Origin of the sequence: Microbacterium sp. B35-30 (assembly GCF_010634855.1) — a bacterium.
Taxonomy (GTDB): Bacteria; Actinomycetota; Actinomycetes; order Actinomycetales; family Microbacteriaceae; genus Microbacterium.
In genome coordinates this window covers 62832-80144 of the sequence record NZ_MWLQ01000021.1, presented here as the reverse complement: position 1 = coordinate 80144, position 17313 = coordinate 62832, and the positions used below count along the sequence as shown (strand labels likewise).

11 protein-coding genes are annotated in these 17313 nt (G+C 71.1%); 3 read left to right on the top strand and 8 right to left on the bottom strand.

Annotated elements, in window-relative coordinates; translation table 11 throughout:
• Positions 1 to 19 precede the first annotated feature (19 nt).
• Complete coding sequence (locus B2K11_RS12500) at positions 20 to 4378, top strand: hypothetical protein (RefSeq protein WP_163618614.1); 4359 nt, start codon at positions 20 to 22, stop codon at positions 4376 to 4378.
• Here the strand turns inward: B2K11_RS12500 and rsmI are convergent.
• Positions 4351 to 5169, bottom strand: a complete 819-nt coding sequence (gene rsmI, locus B2K11_RS12495) for a 16S rRNA (cytidine(1402)-2'-O)-methyltransferase (protein ID WP_163618613.1) — start codon at positions 5167 to 5169, stop codon at positions 4351 to 4353. The two genes, B2K11_RS12500 and rsmI, sit on opposite strands and share 28 nt — an antisense overlap.
• A 23-nt stretch (positions 5170 to 5192) precedes the next feature.
• Between rsmI and B2K11_RS12490 the strand changes: the two genes are divergently transcribed.
• Entirely contained in the window at positions 5193 to 6851 is a 1659-nt protein-coding gene (locus B2K11_RS12490; RefSeq protein WP_163618612.1) for a glycosyltransferase family 39 protein, read from the top strand.
• 13 nt (positions 6852 to 6864) lie between these two features.
• Here B2K11_RS12490 and B2K11_RS12485 read toward each other — a convergent pair whose 3' ends face one another.
• From B2K11_RS12485 to B2K11_RS12455, 7 genes are read right to left on the bottom strand one after another with little or no spacing between them, the layout of a single operon-like run.
• The gene (locus tag B2K11_RS12485) at positions 6865 to 8730 is read right to left on the bottom strand and encodes a DUF255 domain-containing protein (RefSeq protein ID WP_163618611.1); all 1866 of its coding nucleotides are present in this window, start codon (positions 8728 to 8730) and stop codon (positions 6865 to 6867) included.
• A gap of 28 nt (positions 8731 to 8758) precedes the next feature.
• Positions 8759 to 9595 (bottom strand): aldo/keto reductase, encoded by an 837-nt coding sequence (locus tag B2K11_RS12480; protein ID WP_163618610.1) that lies wholly within the window; start codon positions 9593 to 9595, stop codon positions 8759 to 8761.
• A gap of 32 nt (positions 9596 to 9627) precedes the next feature.
• Complete coding sequence (locus B2K11_RS12475; RefSeq protein ID WP_163618609.1) at positions 9628 to 10437, bottom strand: ABC transporter permease; 810 nt, start codon at positions 10435 to 10437, stop codon at positions 9628 to 9630.
• Entirely contained in the window at positions 10434 to 11357 is a 924-nt protein-coding gene (locus B2K11_RS12470; protein ID WP_163618608.1) for an ABC transporter ATP-binding protein, read from the bottom strand. The genes B2K11_RS12475 and B2K11_RS12470 overlap by 4 nt, the downstream gene beginning before the upstream one ends.
• Positions 11354 to 11650 carry a transcriptional regulator gene (locus B2K11_RS12465; RefSeq protein ID WP_163618607.1) on the bottom strand — a complete coding sequence of 99 codons (297 nt, stop codon included), beginning with the start codon at positions 11648 to 11650 and terminating at the stop codon, positions 11354 to 11356. Before B2K11_RS12465 ends, B2K11_RS12470 begins: the two co-directional genes overlap by 4 nt.
• Entirely contained in the window at positions 11643 to 12344 is a 702-nt protein-coding gene (locus B2K11_RS12460; RefSeq protein ID WP_163618606.1) for a hypothetical protein, read from the bottom strand. Before B2K11_RS12460 ends, B2K11_RS12465 begins: the two co-directional genes overlap by 8 nt.
• Positions 12341 to 13162 carry a CPBP family intramembrane glutamic endopeptidase gene (locus B2K11_RS12455; RefSeq protein WP_163618605.1) on the bottom strand — a complete coding sequence of 274 codons (822 nt, stop codon included), beginning with the start codon at positions 13160 to 13162 and terminating at the stop codon, positions 12341 to 12343. Before B2K11_RS12455 ends, B2K11_RS12460 begins: the two co-directional genes overlap by 4 nt.
• 117 nt (positions 13163 to 13279) lie before the next feature.
• Here B2K11_RS12455 and hrpA point away from each other — a divergent pair, with 117 nt between their 5' ends.
• Positions 13280 to 17293, top strand: a complete 4014-nt coding sequence (hrpA, locus tag B2K11_RS12450) for an ATP-dependent RNA helicase HrpA (RefSeq protein WP_163618604.1) — start codon at positions 13280 to 13282, stop codon at positions 17291 to 17293.
• The last annotated feature ends 20 nt before the right edge of the window (positions 17294 to 17313 follow it).

The following is a 17313-nucleotide window of genomic DNA, read 5'->3' as shown; positions in this document are numbered from 1 at the left end:
CTCCTAAGGAAGGTCAGCCATGTCGCGCACCCGCTTCGTCTCCCTCGTCGCCGTCGGCGCACTCCTCGGCGCGCTGCTGGTGCCCGTCGCGGGCGCTGGCGCAGCGACAGCCGCCACGCTCGAGCCTTCGGGCCTGGAGACGGGTTTCGAGCTCGACGGCGACAAGGTCGGAGGCACTCCCCCCGCCACCTTCGACTGGGACTCCTTCCTCACCCCGCCCGCACCGGACGGCAGCTACACCTTCACCCCGACGGGGCCCTACACGACCGCCGAAGGGCTGCCGTCGACGGGCATCCTCGATGCCGCCTTCTCGTGGGACAACGGCAGCCTCGCCGGCGCCTGCCCTGATACCGCCGATGCGACCGGCGCTCCGGGCTCTCAGACTCCGAACACGGTCCCGTGGGCGCCCGGCCCTGCGAACGTGAACGAGAAGGGCGACATCTGCAGTACGGGCTCGGCGTACGAGGTGGTGACCGACGACCAGGGCCGGCGGCACGCCATCCTGTACGCCTACTGGACGCGGCTGGTCGGCAACGGCAGTCTGAGCTTGCTCCAAAGCCTGGAAGGACCCGCCGCAGGTCGATGCGACGACATCCTGGTGGTGTTCGACTACGAGTCGAACCTCGGCACGGTGACGGTGCACTTCCGCCGCTGGACGCCGACGGCGAACGACGCATGCGCGAATCCGAACGGTCCGGGACAGTGGGTCGACACCGGTCAGCCCGTCGACTTCGCCTGGTCGGTCGGCGTGCGCACCGAGGGCCCTCTGCCGGTCGGCAACCAGCCGCAGGCGACGTTCGGAGAGTTCGCCGTCGACCTCACCACGGCTGGGCTGTTCGACCCCTCGGCCTGCAGCTCATTCTCGGTGTCGACCCAGATCTCACGCACCGGGTCGGACTTCACCGCGCAGACGCAGGACTACCTGGACGCCGCCGACCCGCTCACCATCTCGAACTGCGGCACGCTCACGGTGACGAAGGACGTCGTCCCAGCGGGATTCGCCTCCGACGATCGCTTCGACTACCGCGTGGATCGCGCGAGCGCGGGCATCGTGCTTCCCGACTCCGGTGCGACCGAGATCGTCGACGACCTCGGCATCGATGAGACGGACACGTTCCCGAACGTGCTCGCGGCGACGGACTACCGCCTGACCGAAGCGCTGACCGCGCCATGGGCGCAGCAGTCGATCGTGTGCACGACGACACGACCGGGCACCGCCGAGCCGATCGTGTTCGAGCTCAGCACTCCCACCGACCCCTTCACCGTCTACCCGGATGCGCAGACCGACTGCGTGATCACGAACGCCATCTCGACGGTCACCGTGACCAAGCAGACGCTCCCCGACGGATCGCCCCAGGAGTTCTCGTTCGATGTCGGAGGCAACGCCGCGACGCTCACCGACGGGGAGAGCGCCACCTTCGCGTTCGCGCCCGGCTCGACGGTCGACATCACCGAGGTCGTGCCCGACGGCTGGGTCGGCGAGCCCGACATCACATGCAGCGACCCGAACTCGGTGATCAACGAATCCGACGCCTTCGCGGAGGTGACGACGGTCGCCGGGCAGGATGTGTCGTGCACCTTCACGAACACGCAGCTGAGCACCATCGTCATCAGCAAGGAGGCGTTCGGGACACCGCCGAACACCGAGTTCGCCTTCACCGGCACGTGGACGTCCGGGTCGCCGGCCCTTCCTGCCGGAGGCGGCTTCTCGATCAACGCCGAGACCGGCGACGGCACGAACTACACCCAGACCTTCACCGGGGTGACCCCCGGCCAGTACTCGGTGACGGAGCCCGGCGGCCAGCACGGCACCCTGCTCGGATCGCTGATCTGCACGATCGGCGGACAGGACGTGGTCTTCGACACCGCGACCGCGGCCTTCGACCTCGCGCCGGGCGACACCGTCACGTGCTACTTCGTCAACGCCAGCCCGGGACAGATCATCGTCGTCAAGGAGTCCGACCCGTTCGAGTACGACGAGGACTTCGCGTTCCAGTTCGGGCCCTCAGGTGAGGAGCCCACGGACACATTCACGCTGAACCCCCTCCCCGGTCAGGCGACGTGGGTCAGTCCGGCGCTCGAGGGCGGCCAGTACGACATCAGCGAGGACCTGGGGGCTCTGCCCAACTGGACCCTGACGGACATCACCTGCGAGGTCTCCGACGGAGGCAGCTCGGCAATCGACCTCCAGACGCTGACCGCGACGGTGGACCTCCCGCCGGCGGGCATCGCTCAGTGCGTCTTCCTCAACACGGCCGATCCGGTGTCGCTCCAGTTGGAGAAGACGGCCACCGGCATCGCCGACGGCGTTCCCTGGTCGTTCGACTTCCTGCTCACCGACATCGCGACGGGCGACGTCCGCACCATCACGCTCACGTCCGAAGCCCCGTCGATCGAAATCACCGACATCGCCCCGGGGACCGAGTACAGCCTGACCGAAGTCGGGCAACCCGGGTGGACCAGCGCGCTCGAGTGCGATGTGGTCGACACGAGGACCGGCGAGGACGGCTGGCAGTTCACCCTGGAACCCGGCACCTCATTCGTCTGCACCGCCGAGAACACGGCGGCTCCGGCATCCGTGTCGGTCACCAAGAGCGTCACCGGCGTGACGAGCGACTATGAATGGTCGTTCCCGTTCGCGCTGACGCCCTCCGAGGGCGTCACGCCCGTCGGCGGCGCTCAGTCGATCTCCGGGACCGGTCCGGGTTCCCAGACGGCCACATGGACGGGCCTGCTCGCCGGCGAGACCTACACGCTGACCGAGCAGTCCGCGGCGGGCTGGGTGCAGGGCACGCTCACCTGCACCGGGATCGACGACTCCAACTCCGACCCCGCTGCGGTGACCTTCGTCGCCCAGCCGGGCGTCGCGGTCGCCTGCGCCATCCAGAACGTCCTCGAGCCCATCGACATCACGATCGCCAAGACCGCGCTCGGCGGCGACTCGACGTTCCAGTGGGTGCTGACGCCGATCGATCCCGCGGGTGAGGCGATCGTCGCGTCGGTGGCCACCGAGGGCGGCACGGGCATTGCGACGTTCACGGGTCTCACCCCGGGCGGACTCTACTCGCTGTCGGAGATCGACCTGCCGGGCTGGATCGAGGGCGAACTCCTCTGCACCGTCGCCCACGCCGATGGCGAGATCACGGAGCTCGATGTGACCGGCTTCGTCGTCGAGCCCGGCGACCAGATCTCCTGCGACGTCGAGAACATCGCGGTCGGACGCATCGTCGTGGTCAAGAACGTCGAGGGCGCGGACGGGACGTTCGACTTCACCGGCTCGTGGCTCGACCCCGAGAACTTCTCGATCGAGACGTCCGACGGCACCGGATCAGCCACTTTCCTGGACATCACCCCGGGAGAGTACGAGGTCACGGAGTGGTCGCCCGAGGGGTATGACAACACGGAGCTCCTCTGCGCCGACAGCGACCCCGAGGGCGGCGCGTCGACGGTGGAAGACCTCGTCGGCACGATCGTGCTCGACCCCGGTGAGATCGTGGTCTGCACCTTCACGAACACGCAGTGGGGCTCGATCGTCGTCGACAAGACGACCCTGCCCGCCGGCTCGCCGCAGGAGTTCGACTTCGAGTGGGGTCCCGATGGGGAGGAGTTCACCCTCACCGACGAGTCCGACCCCTACTCCACGGGCCTCGTCGCCCCCGGCGAGTACACGGTCACCGAGACGACCGTGCTCGAGCGCTGGATGCTCGACGACGTCGAGTGCGTCGGCTCGGAGAGCGACCCGCTCGTCGAGGGGTCGTCGGTGGCGGTCGTGGTGCCGCTTCAGGCCACGGTGTACTGCACGTTCGTGAACGCCTACCTCGCTCCGCTCGAGATCGCGAAGTCGGTCGCGTCCGGGCCCACTGCGCAGTCCGACGGCGCATACGCCATCTCATACTCGCTGACCGTGACGAACCCCGGCGCGCTCGCCGACACCTACGACCTCGACGACGAGCTGCGCTTCGGCGCCGGCATCACCGTGGTCACGGCCACCGTGGCGTCGGGCGACGGCCTCCCCGTCGAGCCGGGCTGGGACGGCATCGAAGACACGCGAGTCGCCACCGCCGTCACGATCGACGGCGGACTGACCCACACCTACGAAGTCCGCGTGACGGCCCGCGTCGCGGCGAACATCACCGCCGATCAGGCGGACTGCACGACCGGGTCGGATGCCGAGGGCACGGGGCTGCTCAACGCCGCCACGATCGCGTTCACCGACGCGGATGCCGCCGCCACCGCCTGCGCGCCGGTCCCGGCGTCGCTGCCGCCGACGGGCGTCACCCTGACCGCCCTGTGGGTCGGGCTGGTGATGCTCGCGGGCGGTGGGATCCTGTTCGCGATCCGCCGGCGCCGCTACCCGCGTGCGGAGAGCGCGGCCTGATACAGCTCGCGGCTGGAGTGTCCGGTCTCACCGGACACTTCGGCGGCGGCTGCCTTCAGCCGGGTGCCGTCGCGGACGAGCCCGAGAACCTGCGTGACGGCGTCGGCGAAAGGCACCTCCCGCGCGGGCGCGCCTTCGACCACGATCACCAGCTCACCGCGCACACCGGCCTCGGCCCACGCGGCGAGGTCGGCGAGGGAGCCGCGCCCCACCTCCTCGTGGAGCTTCGTCAGCTCGCGGCAGACGGCGGCGCGACGGTCGGCGCCGAAGGCGGTCGCCATGTCGGCCAGCGTCGCCGCCGCACGCGAGGGCGCCTCGAAGAAGACCATCGTGCGGGGCTCGGAGGCGAGGCCCCGGAAGGCCGCCGCGCGCTCCCCCGGCTTGCGGGCCACGAAACCCTCGAACGTGAAGCGGTCTGTCGGCAGCCCTGATACCGCGAGCGCGGTCACGACGGCGCTGGGCCCCGGAATAGCGGTCACCTCGACGCCCGCGGCGGCCGCCGCTGCCACCAGCCCGTAGCCGGGGTCGCTCACCGTGGGCATGCCGGCGTCGCTCAGCACGAGCACGTCCTGGTCGCGGGCGAGCTCGACGAGCTCGGGCGCCCGCTCCTTCTCGTTGTGGTCGTGGAGCGCGATCAGCCGCGGGCGGTTCGCGATGCCGAGAGCGGCCAGCAGGCGCTGGGTCGTGCGGGTGTCCTCGGCGGCGATGACGGTCGCCTCGGAGAGGGCTTCGACGAGGCGGCGGGACGCGTCCCCGAGGTTTCCGATCGGGGTCGCCGCGAGGATGATCACGCCCTCAGCCTAGACTTGGCCGGGTGACGGATGCCCCGCGGCCCGCTGTCGACCGGCCCGCTGTCGACCAGCCCGCTGCCGACCCGCCCGCTGCCGACCCGCCCGCTGCCGACCCGCCCGCCGCGCCGCTCCTCCCCCCGGCACGACCGAGTCTCTACGACCGCTTCGCACGCCGCCTGAGCGAGGACGCGCGCGCCCGGCGGCTGTACGCATGGCTGGGGCCCGCGATCGTCCTCGTGATCGCCGCCGTGCTGCGCCTCTGGAACCTCGCCGCCGCGCACGACCTGATGAACCAGTTCGACGAGACGTACTACGTCAAGGACGCCTGGACGCTGCTGAACCTCGGGTACGAGGCATCCTGGCCCGGCGATGGCAACGAGCGGTTCCTCTCGGGCGACCCCGGCGTGTTCACCACGAACCCGGCCTTCGTGGTGCATCCCCCGCTCGGCAAGTGGATCATCGCGCTGGGCATGATGGTGCTCGGCCCCGAGTCCGGGTGGGGCTGGCGCATCACGACCGCGCTCCTCGGCATCGCCTCGGTGCTCCTGCTGATGCTCATCGCGAAGCGCCTGACGAGGTCTACCACCTTCGCGGTCGTCGCGGGGCTCCTCATGGCCGTCGACGGCCTCGCGATCTCGATGAGCCGCGTCGCGCTGCTCGACACCCCGCTGACCTTCTTCGTGCTGCTCGCGTTCCTGTTCGTACTGCGCGATCGCGAGCGCACGATGACGCGCATCGCCGAGACGGTCGCCGCACGCCACGACGGCGACGAGCCGTCCGGTGCGAGACAGACCTCGTGGGGGCCCCTGCTGTGGAACCGGCCGTGGCTCATCGCGGCCGGTGCGGCGCTGGGCGCCGCGACCGCCGTCAAATGGTCGGGCGCGTGGGTGCTGGCGGGTCTCGGCGTCTACCTCGTGGTGACGGACGCGCTCGCCCGCCGGCGGGCGGGCGTGGTGTTCTGGCCGACGGATGCCGTGCGCCAGGGCCTCGTCACGTTCGTGCTGTTCGTCCCCGTCGCGTTGCTCGTGTACCTGGCGTCGTGGACCGGCTGGCTCGTCACCGACGGCGGGTACGACCGTCATGCCGGAAGCAACCCCCTCGAGAGCCTCTGGCTCTACCACGTGGCGATGTACACGTCGACGGCGGGGATCACCTCCGCCCACGCGTACGCCAGCCCGGCCTGGCAATGGCCGCTCCTGATCCGGCCGACCGGCGTGTACTACCACCACGACGCGTTCGGCGTGAACGGATGCACCGTCCCGAACGGGTGCAGCGAAGTCATCGCGACGATGCCGAATCCGCTCATCTGGTACGCAGGAGTGGCCGCCGTCCTGTACCTGGCGTACCGCTTCGTGGTCGCCCGCGACTGGCGCTACGCGCTCGTGCTCACCGGCATCGCCGTCACGTACGTCCCCTGGCTGTTCCTGCCCGCGCGCACGGTGTTCCAGTTCTACACGGTGCTCATCCTGCCCTTCATGCTGCTGGCGCTCACCTTCGCGCTCAAGGACATCGCCGGCCCCCCGACGGCGGGGACCTACCGCCGTCTGACCGGTCAGCGCCTCGTGCTGGTGTTCCTCGGGGTCGCGCTCGCGCTCTCCGTCTTCTGGTACCCGGTCATCTCGGCGGTCAACGTGCCGTACGACTTCTGGCACCTGCACATGTGGCTCGACAGCTGGGTCTGAGGCGGTCTGGGCCTCAGGCCTGCAGGTCCTCGGGGTCGGTGACCGGCAGTCGGCACGCGAAATCGCGGCAGTCGTAGGCGGTCGCCCGCCCGTCGCGCAGCGCCTTGTCGGCGAACAGCCCGAATCCGGCGTCCTCCCACGCGGTGACCTGCTCCGGCGACACGATGCTGACGACGTCGGCACGGATGCCGCGGGCCGCGGTCGCGATCGCGGCGCCGGTGTCCGTCGTGACGACCACGACCTGCCGCGGCGCGACGGCGACGCTCGTGGCGACCCGCAGCAGCGCGCCGTACGCGAGCGGCTGCGCGAGGGCGGCCGATGCGTGCGTCGAGACGAGCCGCTCGGCGAGAGCGCGGTACTGCTCGCCGGCGCCGAGGGTCCAGAGCGCCGCGGCTGCTTCGGCGAGCGCCGCCGGGCCGGAGGGCTCGTCGGCGTCGGAGGCGGCATCCGGCGCTCCGATCCCCTGCCGGGTCAGCACCGGGTCTCCTCCGCCGGGCACCGCCACGTGGCCGTCCGGTGCCACACAGGAGTCGACGAGCTCCCGCGCCCGGACCGCGTAGGCGACCTCGCCGGTCGCCACCGCGAGAGCGAGGAGTCCGCCCGCGAGCTGGCCGTGGTCGGCGAGGGTCGCGTGCGCCCGTGACGGGATCTCGTCGAGCGAGGCGCGCAGCAGCCGGCCGTCGGCGGCCACGTTCGTCTCGAGAACGGCGTCGGCCGCCCAGCGCGCGGCGTCGATCCACGACGCCTCGTCGAGGCGTGCACCCGCACGGGCCAGCGCGCCGATCGCGAGGCCGTTCCAGCCGCTGACCACCTTGCCGTCCACGGCCGGCGGCTCGAGCGGGGCGCGCCCGGCGGCGTCGCGGAAGTAGTAGCCGCCCTCGCTGCGGACGCCGTCGATCCACGACTCCGAGTCCTGGGCGGCGCCGAAACCGCCGCCCGGCTGCTGGAGCACCTCGATGAGGAAGCCGGCGATGCCGCGCGCGACATCGTGCCGAGCGTCCGCCGTGTCCATCGCCGCTGCGTCCATGGCGACATCCAGCAGCTGGGCGTTGTCGGTGAGCATGCGCTCGTAGTGGGGCACGGTCCAGTCGGGGCGGGTCGCGTAGCGGAAGAAGCCTCCCTCGACGGCGTCGCGCAGCGGCGACGACGCCATGGCCGCGAGAGCACGGTCGGCGACGACGGATGCCTCCCCCGCCCGCTCCCGGACCACGCGGGTCTGCAGGAACCGCAGTGCCGTCCCCACCGGGAACTTGGGGGCGTCGGACGCGGGGTCGCCGAACCCGCCGTGGCGTGGATCCTCGCGGCCGGCGAGAGCGTGAGCCGCTGCGACGAGGTCGTCAGCGGCGGGCACGGCGTTCTGGGAGGCCGGCGCAGCGTCGCGCACGTCGGCGAGCGCGCCGGCGATCGCGTTCGCGGTCTCGTCGATCTGTTCGCGCCGTTCGGTCCACGCCTCCTGCACCGCGGCCAGCACCTGCCGGAAGGCGGGGAAGCCGGCGCGCGGCTGCGGCGGGAAGTAGGTGCCCGCATAGAACGGCCGGCCCTCTGGTGTCGCGAACACCGTGAGCGGCCACCCGAGGCTCGGGGTGAACGCGGCGGCCGCTGCCATGTACGCCGCATCGACCTCAGGGTGCTCCTCGCGGTCCACCTTGATCGACACGAAGCCGGCGTCGAGCTCCGCAGCGGTCGCTGCGTCCTCGAACGACTCGCGGGCCATCACGTGGCACCAGTGGCAGGTCGAGTAGCCGATCGACACCATCACGGGCACGTCGCGGCGCCGCGCCTCGGCGAACGCCTCCTCGCCCCACGGGAACCACGCGACCGGATTGCCCGCGTGGGCTCTCAGGTACGGGCTCGTTGCTTCCGCGAGACGTGGGTTCACGGCATCCGCTCCTCCCGCTCTCGAGCGGTCAGTTCAACTCGTCGGGGTGCGCGCTGACGCGACCGCTGCCGTCGCCGGGGTCCATCGCGTCGATGTCGGCCATCTCTTCGGGGGTGAGCTCGAAGCCGAAGACGTCGAGGTTCTCCTCGAGGCGCTCGCGACGCACCGACTTCGGGAAGACGATGAAGCCCTTCTGCAGGTGCCAGCGCAGCACGGCCTGCGCGGGCGTCCTGCCATGCGCCGCGGCGGCGGTCGCCACGGGCACCGCGTCGAAGAGGTCGTACTTGCCCTGTCCGAGCGGCCCCCAGGACTCGATCCTGACGTCGTGGGCCGCTGCCCAGTCGGTGATCTCGCGCTGCTGGTAGGCCGGGTGCAGCTCGATCTGGTTGACGGCGGGCGCGACGCCGGTGGCCGAGACGATCTTCTCGAGGTGGGGCACCAGGTGGTTCGAGACGCCGATGCTGCGGGTGAGGCCGGCGTCCCGCAGCTCGATGAGCTTCTCCCACGCGTGCAGATAGTTGTCGCGCGCCGGCGTCGGCCAGTGCACCAGGTACAGATCGACGCGCTCGAGCCCGAGCTTGTCGAGGCTCTCGGTGATCGCGGCGTTCGGCTCGTCGCCGTCGTGACGGTCGTTCCAGAGCTTCGTCGTGATGAACAGCTCGTCGCGCGGGATACTGCTCGCGGCGATCGCCGCTCCCACGCCCTCCTCGTTGCCGTAGATCGCGGCGGTGTCGATGTGACGGTAGCCGACCTCGAGCGCCTCGGCGACGGCCCGCTCGGTGTCGGCCGGCGGCACCTTGAAGACGCCGTAGCCGAGCTGCGGGATGGTGTTGCCGTCGTTCAAGGTCACGCTGGGGACTGTCATGTTTCCAGCCTAGGCGCGTCGCCGCGTGCCGGTCAGCGGTAGCGCTTGCCCTCGTCACGCTGGTAGAGCACCAGCGAGAGGACGAGCATCGCGACCGTCCACGCCAGGATCCCGACCCACACCCACCACTCGAGCGGACCGCCGGAGACGGCCCAGATCACGAACTCGCGGGCCTGCCGCGAGGGGGTGAACTTCGAGATCGCGTTGAGCCAGTCGGCGAAGAGGATCGGAGGCAGGAACAGCCCGCCGATGAACGCCAGCGCGAACATCACGATCTGGATCACGGCGATCGCCGCCTTGAAGGGGAACGCGTAGCCGACCGCCGTGCCGATCAGCATGAAGGGGACGGCCGACACCGCGAGCGCGATGAGTCCCGCAACGACCCGGTGCGGCGGCGCTTCGGCCGCGGTGAAGAGGCCGCCGATGACGATCACGGGCACGATGGCCACGATCCCCAGTGCGCCGGTGGAGAGGATCTGCGCCAGCACACGGGCGAGTCCCGGCGCGGGCAGCGTCCGCAGGTACGGATCCCACGGCTTCTCGCGGTTCTCCGAGATCGTGAGCCCGAACGAGAACAGCGCGTTCGCCATGACCGCGAACACGCACACCGAGATGACGGCCTGCGTCGCAAAGAGCGGGTGGTCGGCGACCGCGCGCTGGGGCACGACGAAGAACAGCAGCGAGACGGCCGGGAAGACGATGGTCCCGATCACGGCGATCGGCACACGGAACGTCTCGATGAGAACGTACTTCGCGTGCAGCGTCGTGAGGCGCAGGGTCGACGGCGGCGTTCGCCCGTCGGTTCGACGGGTCGCCGGCGCGGCGGTGGGCGAGCTGGTCATGCGACGTCCTTCCGGCGGGAGGCCGCCGCCGGGCCCGAGCCCGGCGCGGACGCCTCGGTGAGCGCGAGGAAGGCCTCCTCGAGCGTTGCTCCCCGCACGGTGAGAGCGCGGAAGTCGGCACCCGACACCACGAGCTCCCGCACGAACGCATCGGCGTCGGTCACGGTGAACATCTCGCGCCCGTCGATACTCTCGTGCTGCACGACGCTCGGGAGTGCGGCGATCGCGCCACTGTCGGACGCGGACAGCTCGACGCGGCTGACGCCCACGCGCGAGATCACGCGCGCGACGGTGTCGTCGGCGAGCACGCGCCCGTCTCCGAGCACCACGACGCGCTGGGCGAGCGCCTCGATCTCTTCGAGGTAGTGGCTGGTGACGACGACCGTCGCACCCGCCTCGTGCTGGCGACGGATGGCGGCCCACAGCGTGCGGCGCGCATCCACGTCGAGGCCGGTGGTCGGCTCGTCGAGGAGGACGAGCCGCGGGCGCCCGACGAACGCGAGGGCGACCGCGACACGTCTCTTCTGGCCGCCGGAGAGCGACCCGCACTGCCGCCGCAGCAGCTCGTCGAGGCCGAACTCCACGGCCAGCTCCCCCGTCGGCGCCCGATCGGCGAAGTGTCCGCCGACGTAGTCGAGCACCTCGCCGACGCGCAGCGTGTCGGGCAGTGCGGTCTCCTGCGGGGTCGATCCGAGCAGGCGCCGCGCGTGCGCGTCGGAGGGGTCTGCGCCGAACAGTGTCACTCGCCCGGAGGTCGGGCGGCGCAGACCCTGCAGCAGCGAGAGGAGCGTGGTCTTGCCCGCCCCGTTGGGCCCGAGGAGCCCGACGATGACGCCGGGGTCGATCTCGAGGCTGACGTCGTCGACGGCGACGAGATCTCCGTAGCGGCGTGTGACGTGTGCGAACTCGGCGATGGTCATGCGGATTCTCCCAGCACGGATCGGAGGGTCTCGACGTAGTCCTCGAAGGCGCGTCGCCCCTGTTTGGTGAGAGCCAGATAGGTCACCGGCGTGCGCCCGCGGTGGGTCTTGTCGACCGCGACGTACCCCGCCTCCTCGAGCTTGCGCAGGTGCGTGGACAGGTTGCCCGCGGTCATGTCGAGCAGCTCCTGCAGGCGGGGGAAGGTGATGCTCTCACCCGCGTCGAGCGTCGCCAGCGCCGCGGTGATGCGCAGCCGCGCGGCGGCGTGGATGATCGGATCCAGCTCACTCATCGGCGTCCTCGTCGGGCTCGGGACGGCGACGGCTCTCGCGCAGCCACAGCCAGGCGACCAGCGCACCCACCAGGAAGACGCCGCCGCCCGCGAGCGCGAACACCAGGTAGTGGGTGGGATAGCCGAAGAAGGGGGCCACGGCGGCGACGACGAGGATCCAGGCGCCCATCGCGATCGACTGCCAGTTGCGCCAGATTCCGCCGGCCAGCACGTACATGATGCCGACGAAGATCGTCGCCGACGTCGGGTAGTAGATGCTGCCCAGCTCCGGCGGCATCCCGTTCACCACCAGTGCGCGACCGAGCGCCATGATCGCAAGGAACCCGATGGGCCACGTGAGTCCGAACACGATGCCGGTCCACGCCGCGCCGGGAGCCTGACGGATGCCGCGGCCCATGCGCGCCCCCACGACAGCGCTGACGACCAGCGCTCCCGCCATGAGCGCCGCGAATGCCACCGCGGCCACCGCGACGGGGATCGCGAAGGCGGGCCGCGCTCCATCGATCATCCACAGCAGCAGGAACCCGACGAACCACGCCATCCCCCAGGCGAGCAGGATGACCGGGACGCCGGCGGCGAGGCGCCGAGTCATCCGATCCTGCTCGGAGCGGACCAGCTCCAGCATCGCCGCGACTTCGCGCGGATCGTCCCGCATGTCGTCACCCGGGCCGGCGGGCGGATCGGGAAGGGTCATGATGCTCCGTTCGCGAGGAGGAAGGGCACGGCGAGGGCGGGCAGCGACGTGAGCAGGTCGACCAGGAAGTGGGCGACGATGATGGGCAGCAGCCGGCGCTGTCGCCACGCGATGAGACCGGAGCCGACTCCCCAGACGAAGAAGGCGCACGCGTACACGAGCACCGCGTCGGGCGTCGGCGCGTACCAGACATGCTGCAGCCCGTAGAACGCCGATGCCACGAGGATCGCGACGACCACCGGCATCCGTCTCGTCAGATCCTGCTGCGCCGTGCCGCGGTACAGCAGCTCTTCTGCGGGAGCGTTCAGCGGCGCGAAGGTCACCACGGCGACGACGGCCAGCACGGCGGCGACCCCCGGAGAGACGGGGAAGCTCGCCTCGGGATCGAAGAAGACGGTCTCGAACGCGACGTACATGGCGTCGCCGTGCAGCAGCGCCATCACCAGCATGACGGTCAGCGTGAACGGCACGTAGAGCACCACCAGCCACAGCAGGCCCCACAGGATGTCGCGGCCCAGCCGGCCGCGGCGGTAGCCGACGAGATCGCCCACGTGGCGGCCCTGCGATCGCAGCCGCCGTACCACCAGCGCGAGGCACACGAGGTTGACCGGCAGCATCGCGATCGCAGCGAACATCGGCGGCAAGGGGTACGGCATCCACTCCGCACTGAGGCCGACCACGAGCCACGCCAGCGTGCAGGCCACCGCGACCAGTGCCACGCGCAGGGCCGGCAGGCCGATGCCCCAGGCGAGCGCGCCGTCGCCGGTCCGCGGTCGGGGGTGCGACGGCGCGGATCCGCGGTTCGTGTCGATCGCCATATCAACTTTGTATCGCAAAGTTCTCTGCGACACAACCCCCTTTGCGCGGCCGCCTCGCACGACGTGACGCGGCAGGCAGGGCTGACCGGCCCGCCGGACGGGATACGATCGAAGGCTATGTCTGCGCCCGCACCCGTCATCTCGTTTCCGCCGGAGCTTCCCGTCAGCGCCGCGCGGGACGAGATCGCGCGCGCGATCCGCGACAACCAGGTCGTCATCGTGGCCGGTGCGACCGGCTCGGGCAAGACGACCCAGCTCCCCAAGATCGCGCTGGAGCTCGGCCGCACGCGCATCGCCCACACGCAGCCCCGCCGCATCGCTGCCCGGACGATCGCCGAGCGCATCGCCGAGGAGATGCAGGTGCCGCTCGGCTCGACCGTCGGCTACAAGGTGCGCTTCACCGACAAGGTGTCGGAGGAGACGCGCATCGCTCTCGTGACCGATGGGATCCTCCTCAACGAGATCCACCGAGACCGGCTGCTGCGTCGCTACGACATGGTCATCGTCGACGAGGCCCACGAGCGGTCTCTCAACGTCGACTTCCTGCTCGGGTACCTGCGGCGGATCCTCCCCAAGCGCCCCGATCTCAAGGTCGTCATCACCAGTGCGACGATCGACCCGCAGAGCTTCGCCGAGCACTTCGCGAAACCCGACGGCACCCCTGCGCCCATCATCGAGGTGTCGGGACGCACCTACCCGGTGGAGATCCGCTACCGCCCGCCGGCTCGCCCCACCAAGGACGCGGACGAGACCGACGACGTCGACGGCATCACGTCGGCGCTTCGCGAACTGGACCGGGAGCCCGCGGGCGACGTGCTGGTCTTCCTTCCCGGCGAGGCCGAGATCCGGGACGCCGCGGATGCGGTGCGGGGCATGTACGCGAAGGATGCCGCACCCACCGAAGTGCTGCCGCTGTACGGGCGGCTCTCGGCGGCCGAGCAGCACCGCGTGTTCGAGCGGTCGCGGGTCGCCGGCATCCGTCGTCGTGTGATCCTCGCGACGAACGTGGCCGAGACGAGCCTGACGGTGCCCGGCATCCGGTACGTCGTCGACACCGGCACGGCCCGCATCTCGCGGTACAGCAACCGCAGCAAGGTGCAGCGTCTGCCGATCGAGGCCGTGTCGCAGGCGTCCGCGCAGCAGCGCTCCGGCCGCGCCGGACGCACCAGCGACGGCATCGCGATCCGGCTGTACTCCGAGGAGGATTTCGACAGCCGGCCCGAGTTCACCGAGCCCGAGATCCTGCGCACGAGCCTGGCCTCGGTCATCCTGCAGATGCTGTCGCTCGGGTTCGGCGACATCTCGTCGTTCCCGTTCCTCACCCCGCCGGACTCCCGCGGCGTGAAGGCGGCGTTCGACCTGCTGGTCGAGCTCGGCGCCGTGACGGATCGGTCGTTGAGCGAGCGAGGAACGAGCGAGACGAAACGCCACCCGACGCTCACCGACCTCGGCCGCGAGATCGCGCGCCTGCCGATCGACCCGCGCTTCGCCCGCATGCTCGTCGAGGCCCGCCGCACCGGGGTCCTCCGCGACGTGCTGGCGATCGTCGCCGGGCTGTCCATCCAGGATGTGCGGGAGCGCCCCGAAGACCGGCGCGAGGAGGCCGACCGCCTGCACGCGCGGTTCACCGACCCGACCAGCGACTTCGTGAGCCTCCTGAACCTCTGGAACCATCTGCGGGGGAAGCAGTCCGAGCTCGGCTCGAGCGCGTTCCGGCGGCTGTGCCGCGCCGAGCACCTCAACTATGTGCGCGTCCGCGAGTGGGCCGACGTGCACCGGCAGCTGAGCACCCTGGTGAAAGCTCCGCGCCCTTCGACAGGCGCAGGGACCGGTCACGCAGGCTCAGGGACCGGTCACGCAGACTCAGGGACCGGTCACGGAGGCGCCGCCGACGCCGACCAGATCCACAAGGCGATCCTCTCGGGCCTGCTGTCGCAGCTCGGCATCCTCGACGAGCGCACGACCGGCACCGCCGTACGCGGCCGATCGTCCGACCGCGCCGACCGCGCCGACCAGCGCCGCGGCGCCGAGTACCTGGGCTCGCGTGGCACGCGCTTCGCGATCTTCCCGGGCTCGGGGCTCAAGAAGAAGCGCCCGAGCGCGGTGATGGCGGCGGAGGTCGTCGAGACCAGCCGGCTGTTCGCCCGCACCGTCGCCGCGATCGACCCGGAGTGGGCCGAGCCGCTGGCAGGCGACCTCGCCAAGCGGTCGCTGAGCGAGCCGCACTGGTCGAAGGCGTCGGGTGCGGCATCCGCCTACGAGAAGGTCACGCTGTTCGGGCTCGAGATCGTGCCGAAGCGCCGTGTGCAGCTCGCACGTTTCGACCGTCCGTTCGCGCGCGAGCTGTTCCTGCGCCACGCGCTGGTCGAGGGCGACTGGGACTCGACGCACCTCGACAAGCGGCTGACCGCCTTCGAGCGGCGCAACCTGGAGCTGCGGCGGCGCCTCGAGAAGGTCGAGGAGCGCGAGCGGCGCCGCGACATCCTGGTGGGTGACGAGGCTGTGTACCGCTTCTACGACGCGCGGATCCCGCGCGACGTGTTCGACGCGCGGTCGTTCGAGGCGTGGTGGCGCGAAGCCTCCGCCCGAACGCCGCGCCTCCTGGACATGACCGAGGCCGACCTCGTCGACGAGGCCTCGCGCGGCGACGAGCGCGACTTCCCGGCGCGGTGGACGCAGGGCGACCAGGTGCTGTCGCTGGCGTATCGCTTCGAACCCGGTGCCGCCGACGACGGCGTCACGGCGGTCGTGCCGCTCGCGCTCCTCGCACAGCTGCGCCCGGCCGGGTTCGACTGGCAGGTGCCGGGCATGCGCGACGAGCTCATCACGGCCCTGCTGCGCTCGCTTCCCAAGTCCATCCGCCGCCATGTGGTGCCCGCGGCCGACTGGGCGGCCACCTTCTCGGCCGACCTCGCCGCACAGGGTCCGGAGGCCCACGACGGCCTGCCGCCGACGGGGCTGCGAGAGGCGCTCGCCGCGCGGATCCAGCGCGTCGCGAGTCAGCCGGTGAGCACCGCCGACTTCGAGATGGAGCGCGTGCCCGGTCACCTGCAGGTCTCGTTCCGTGCGGTCGACGAACGGGGCCGTGCCGTCGGCTCGGACCGTGACCTCACGGCCCTTCAGGCACGGCTCGCCGACCGGGCACGGGCATCCGTCTCCCGCTCGCTCACCACGCGGGCGCCGGCGTCCGGGCCGGCGGCAGGCATGCCGGCACCGCGATCGGCGGCCGCGCCGGGTGCTGCGGCGCGGCCCGAGTCGACGTTCGCCGAGCGCGCAGGGCTGACCGACTGGACGTTCGGCGACCTCCCCGAGGTCGTCGACACGAAGGTCGCCGGCGGCGTCGTGCGCGGCTACCCCGCGCTCGTCGACGAGAACGCCTCGGTGGCCGTCCGCATCGAGACCACTCCCGAAGCGGCGGCCCGTGCCACGCGGGCGGGCGTGCGCCGGCTCGTGCTGCTGTCGGTCGCCTCTCCCACGGCGTACGTGCTCGAGCACCTGACGTCCGCCGAGAAGCTCGCGCTCGCGGCATCCCCGTATCCGTCGGCGAAGGCGCTGATCGAGGACTGCCGTGTGGCGGTGGCGGATGCCGTCATCACGCGCACCGCGGCGAGCGGGCCGGTGCGCACACGGGCCGGCTTCGAGGCGGTGCGCGACGCGTTCTCGAGCGCCGTCGTGGACGAGCTCTTCCAGACCGTGTCGCTCGCCGCACGGATCCTCACGGCGTCGCGCGAGGTCGAGAAGGCGATGCGCGAGGGCAATTCGCTGACGCTGCTCGGCGCCCTCAACGACGTCAACGGCCAGCTCGCGGGTCTGGTGTTCCCGGGCTTCGTGTCGCGCACCGGCACGGCGCGCCTCGCGCACCTTCCGCGGTACCTGCGTGGCGCGCTGGACCGCGTCCGCACCCTCGCCGACAATCCGGGCCGCGACCGGCAGCGGATGACGGAGTTCGAGCGCGCCGCGACCGTCTTCGCCGAGGCCGGCGGCACCATCCCGCCGCTCGATGACGCTCCGGGGCCGCTCGTGCACGCACGGTGGCTTCTCGAGGAGTACCGTGTGAGCCTGTTCGCGCAGTCGCTCGGCACGGCGGAGCCCGTGTCGCTGCAGCGGATTCAGCGAGCCCTGCGCGGCTAGGTGCTCGATGGGAGCAGTCC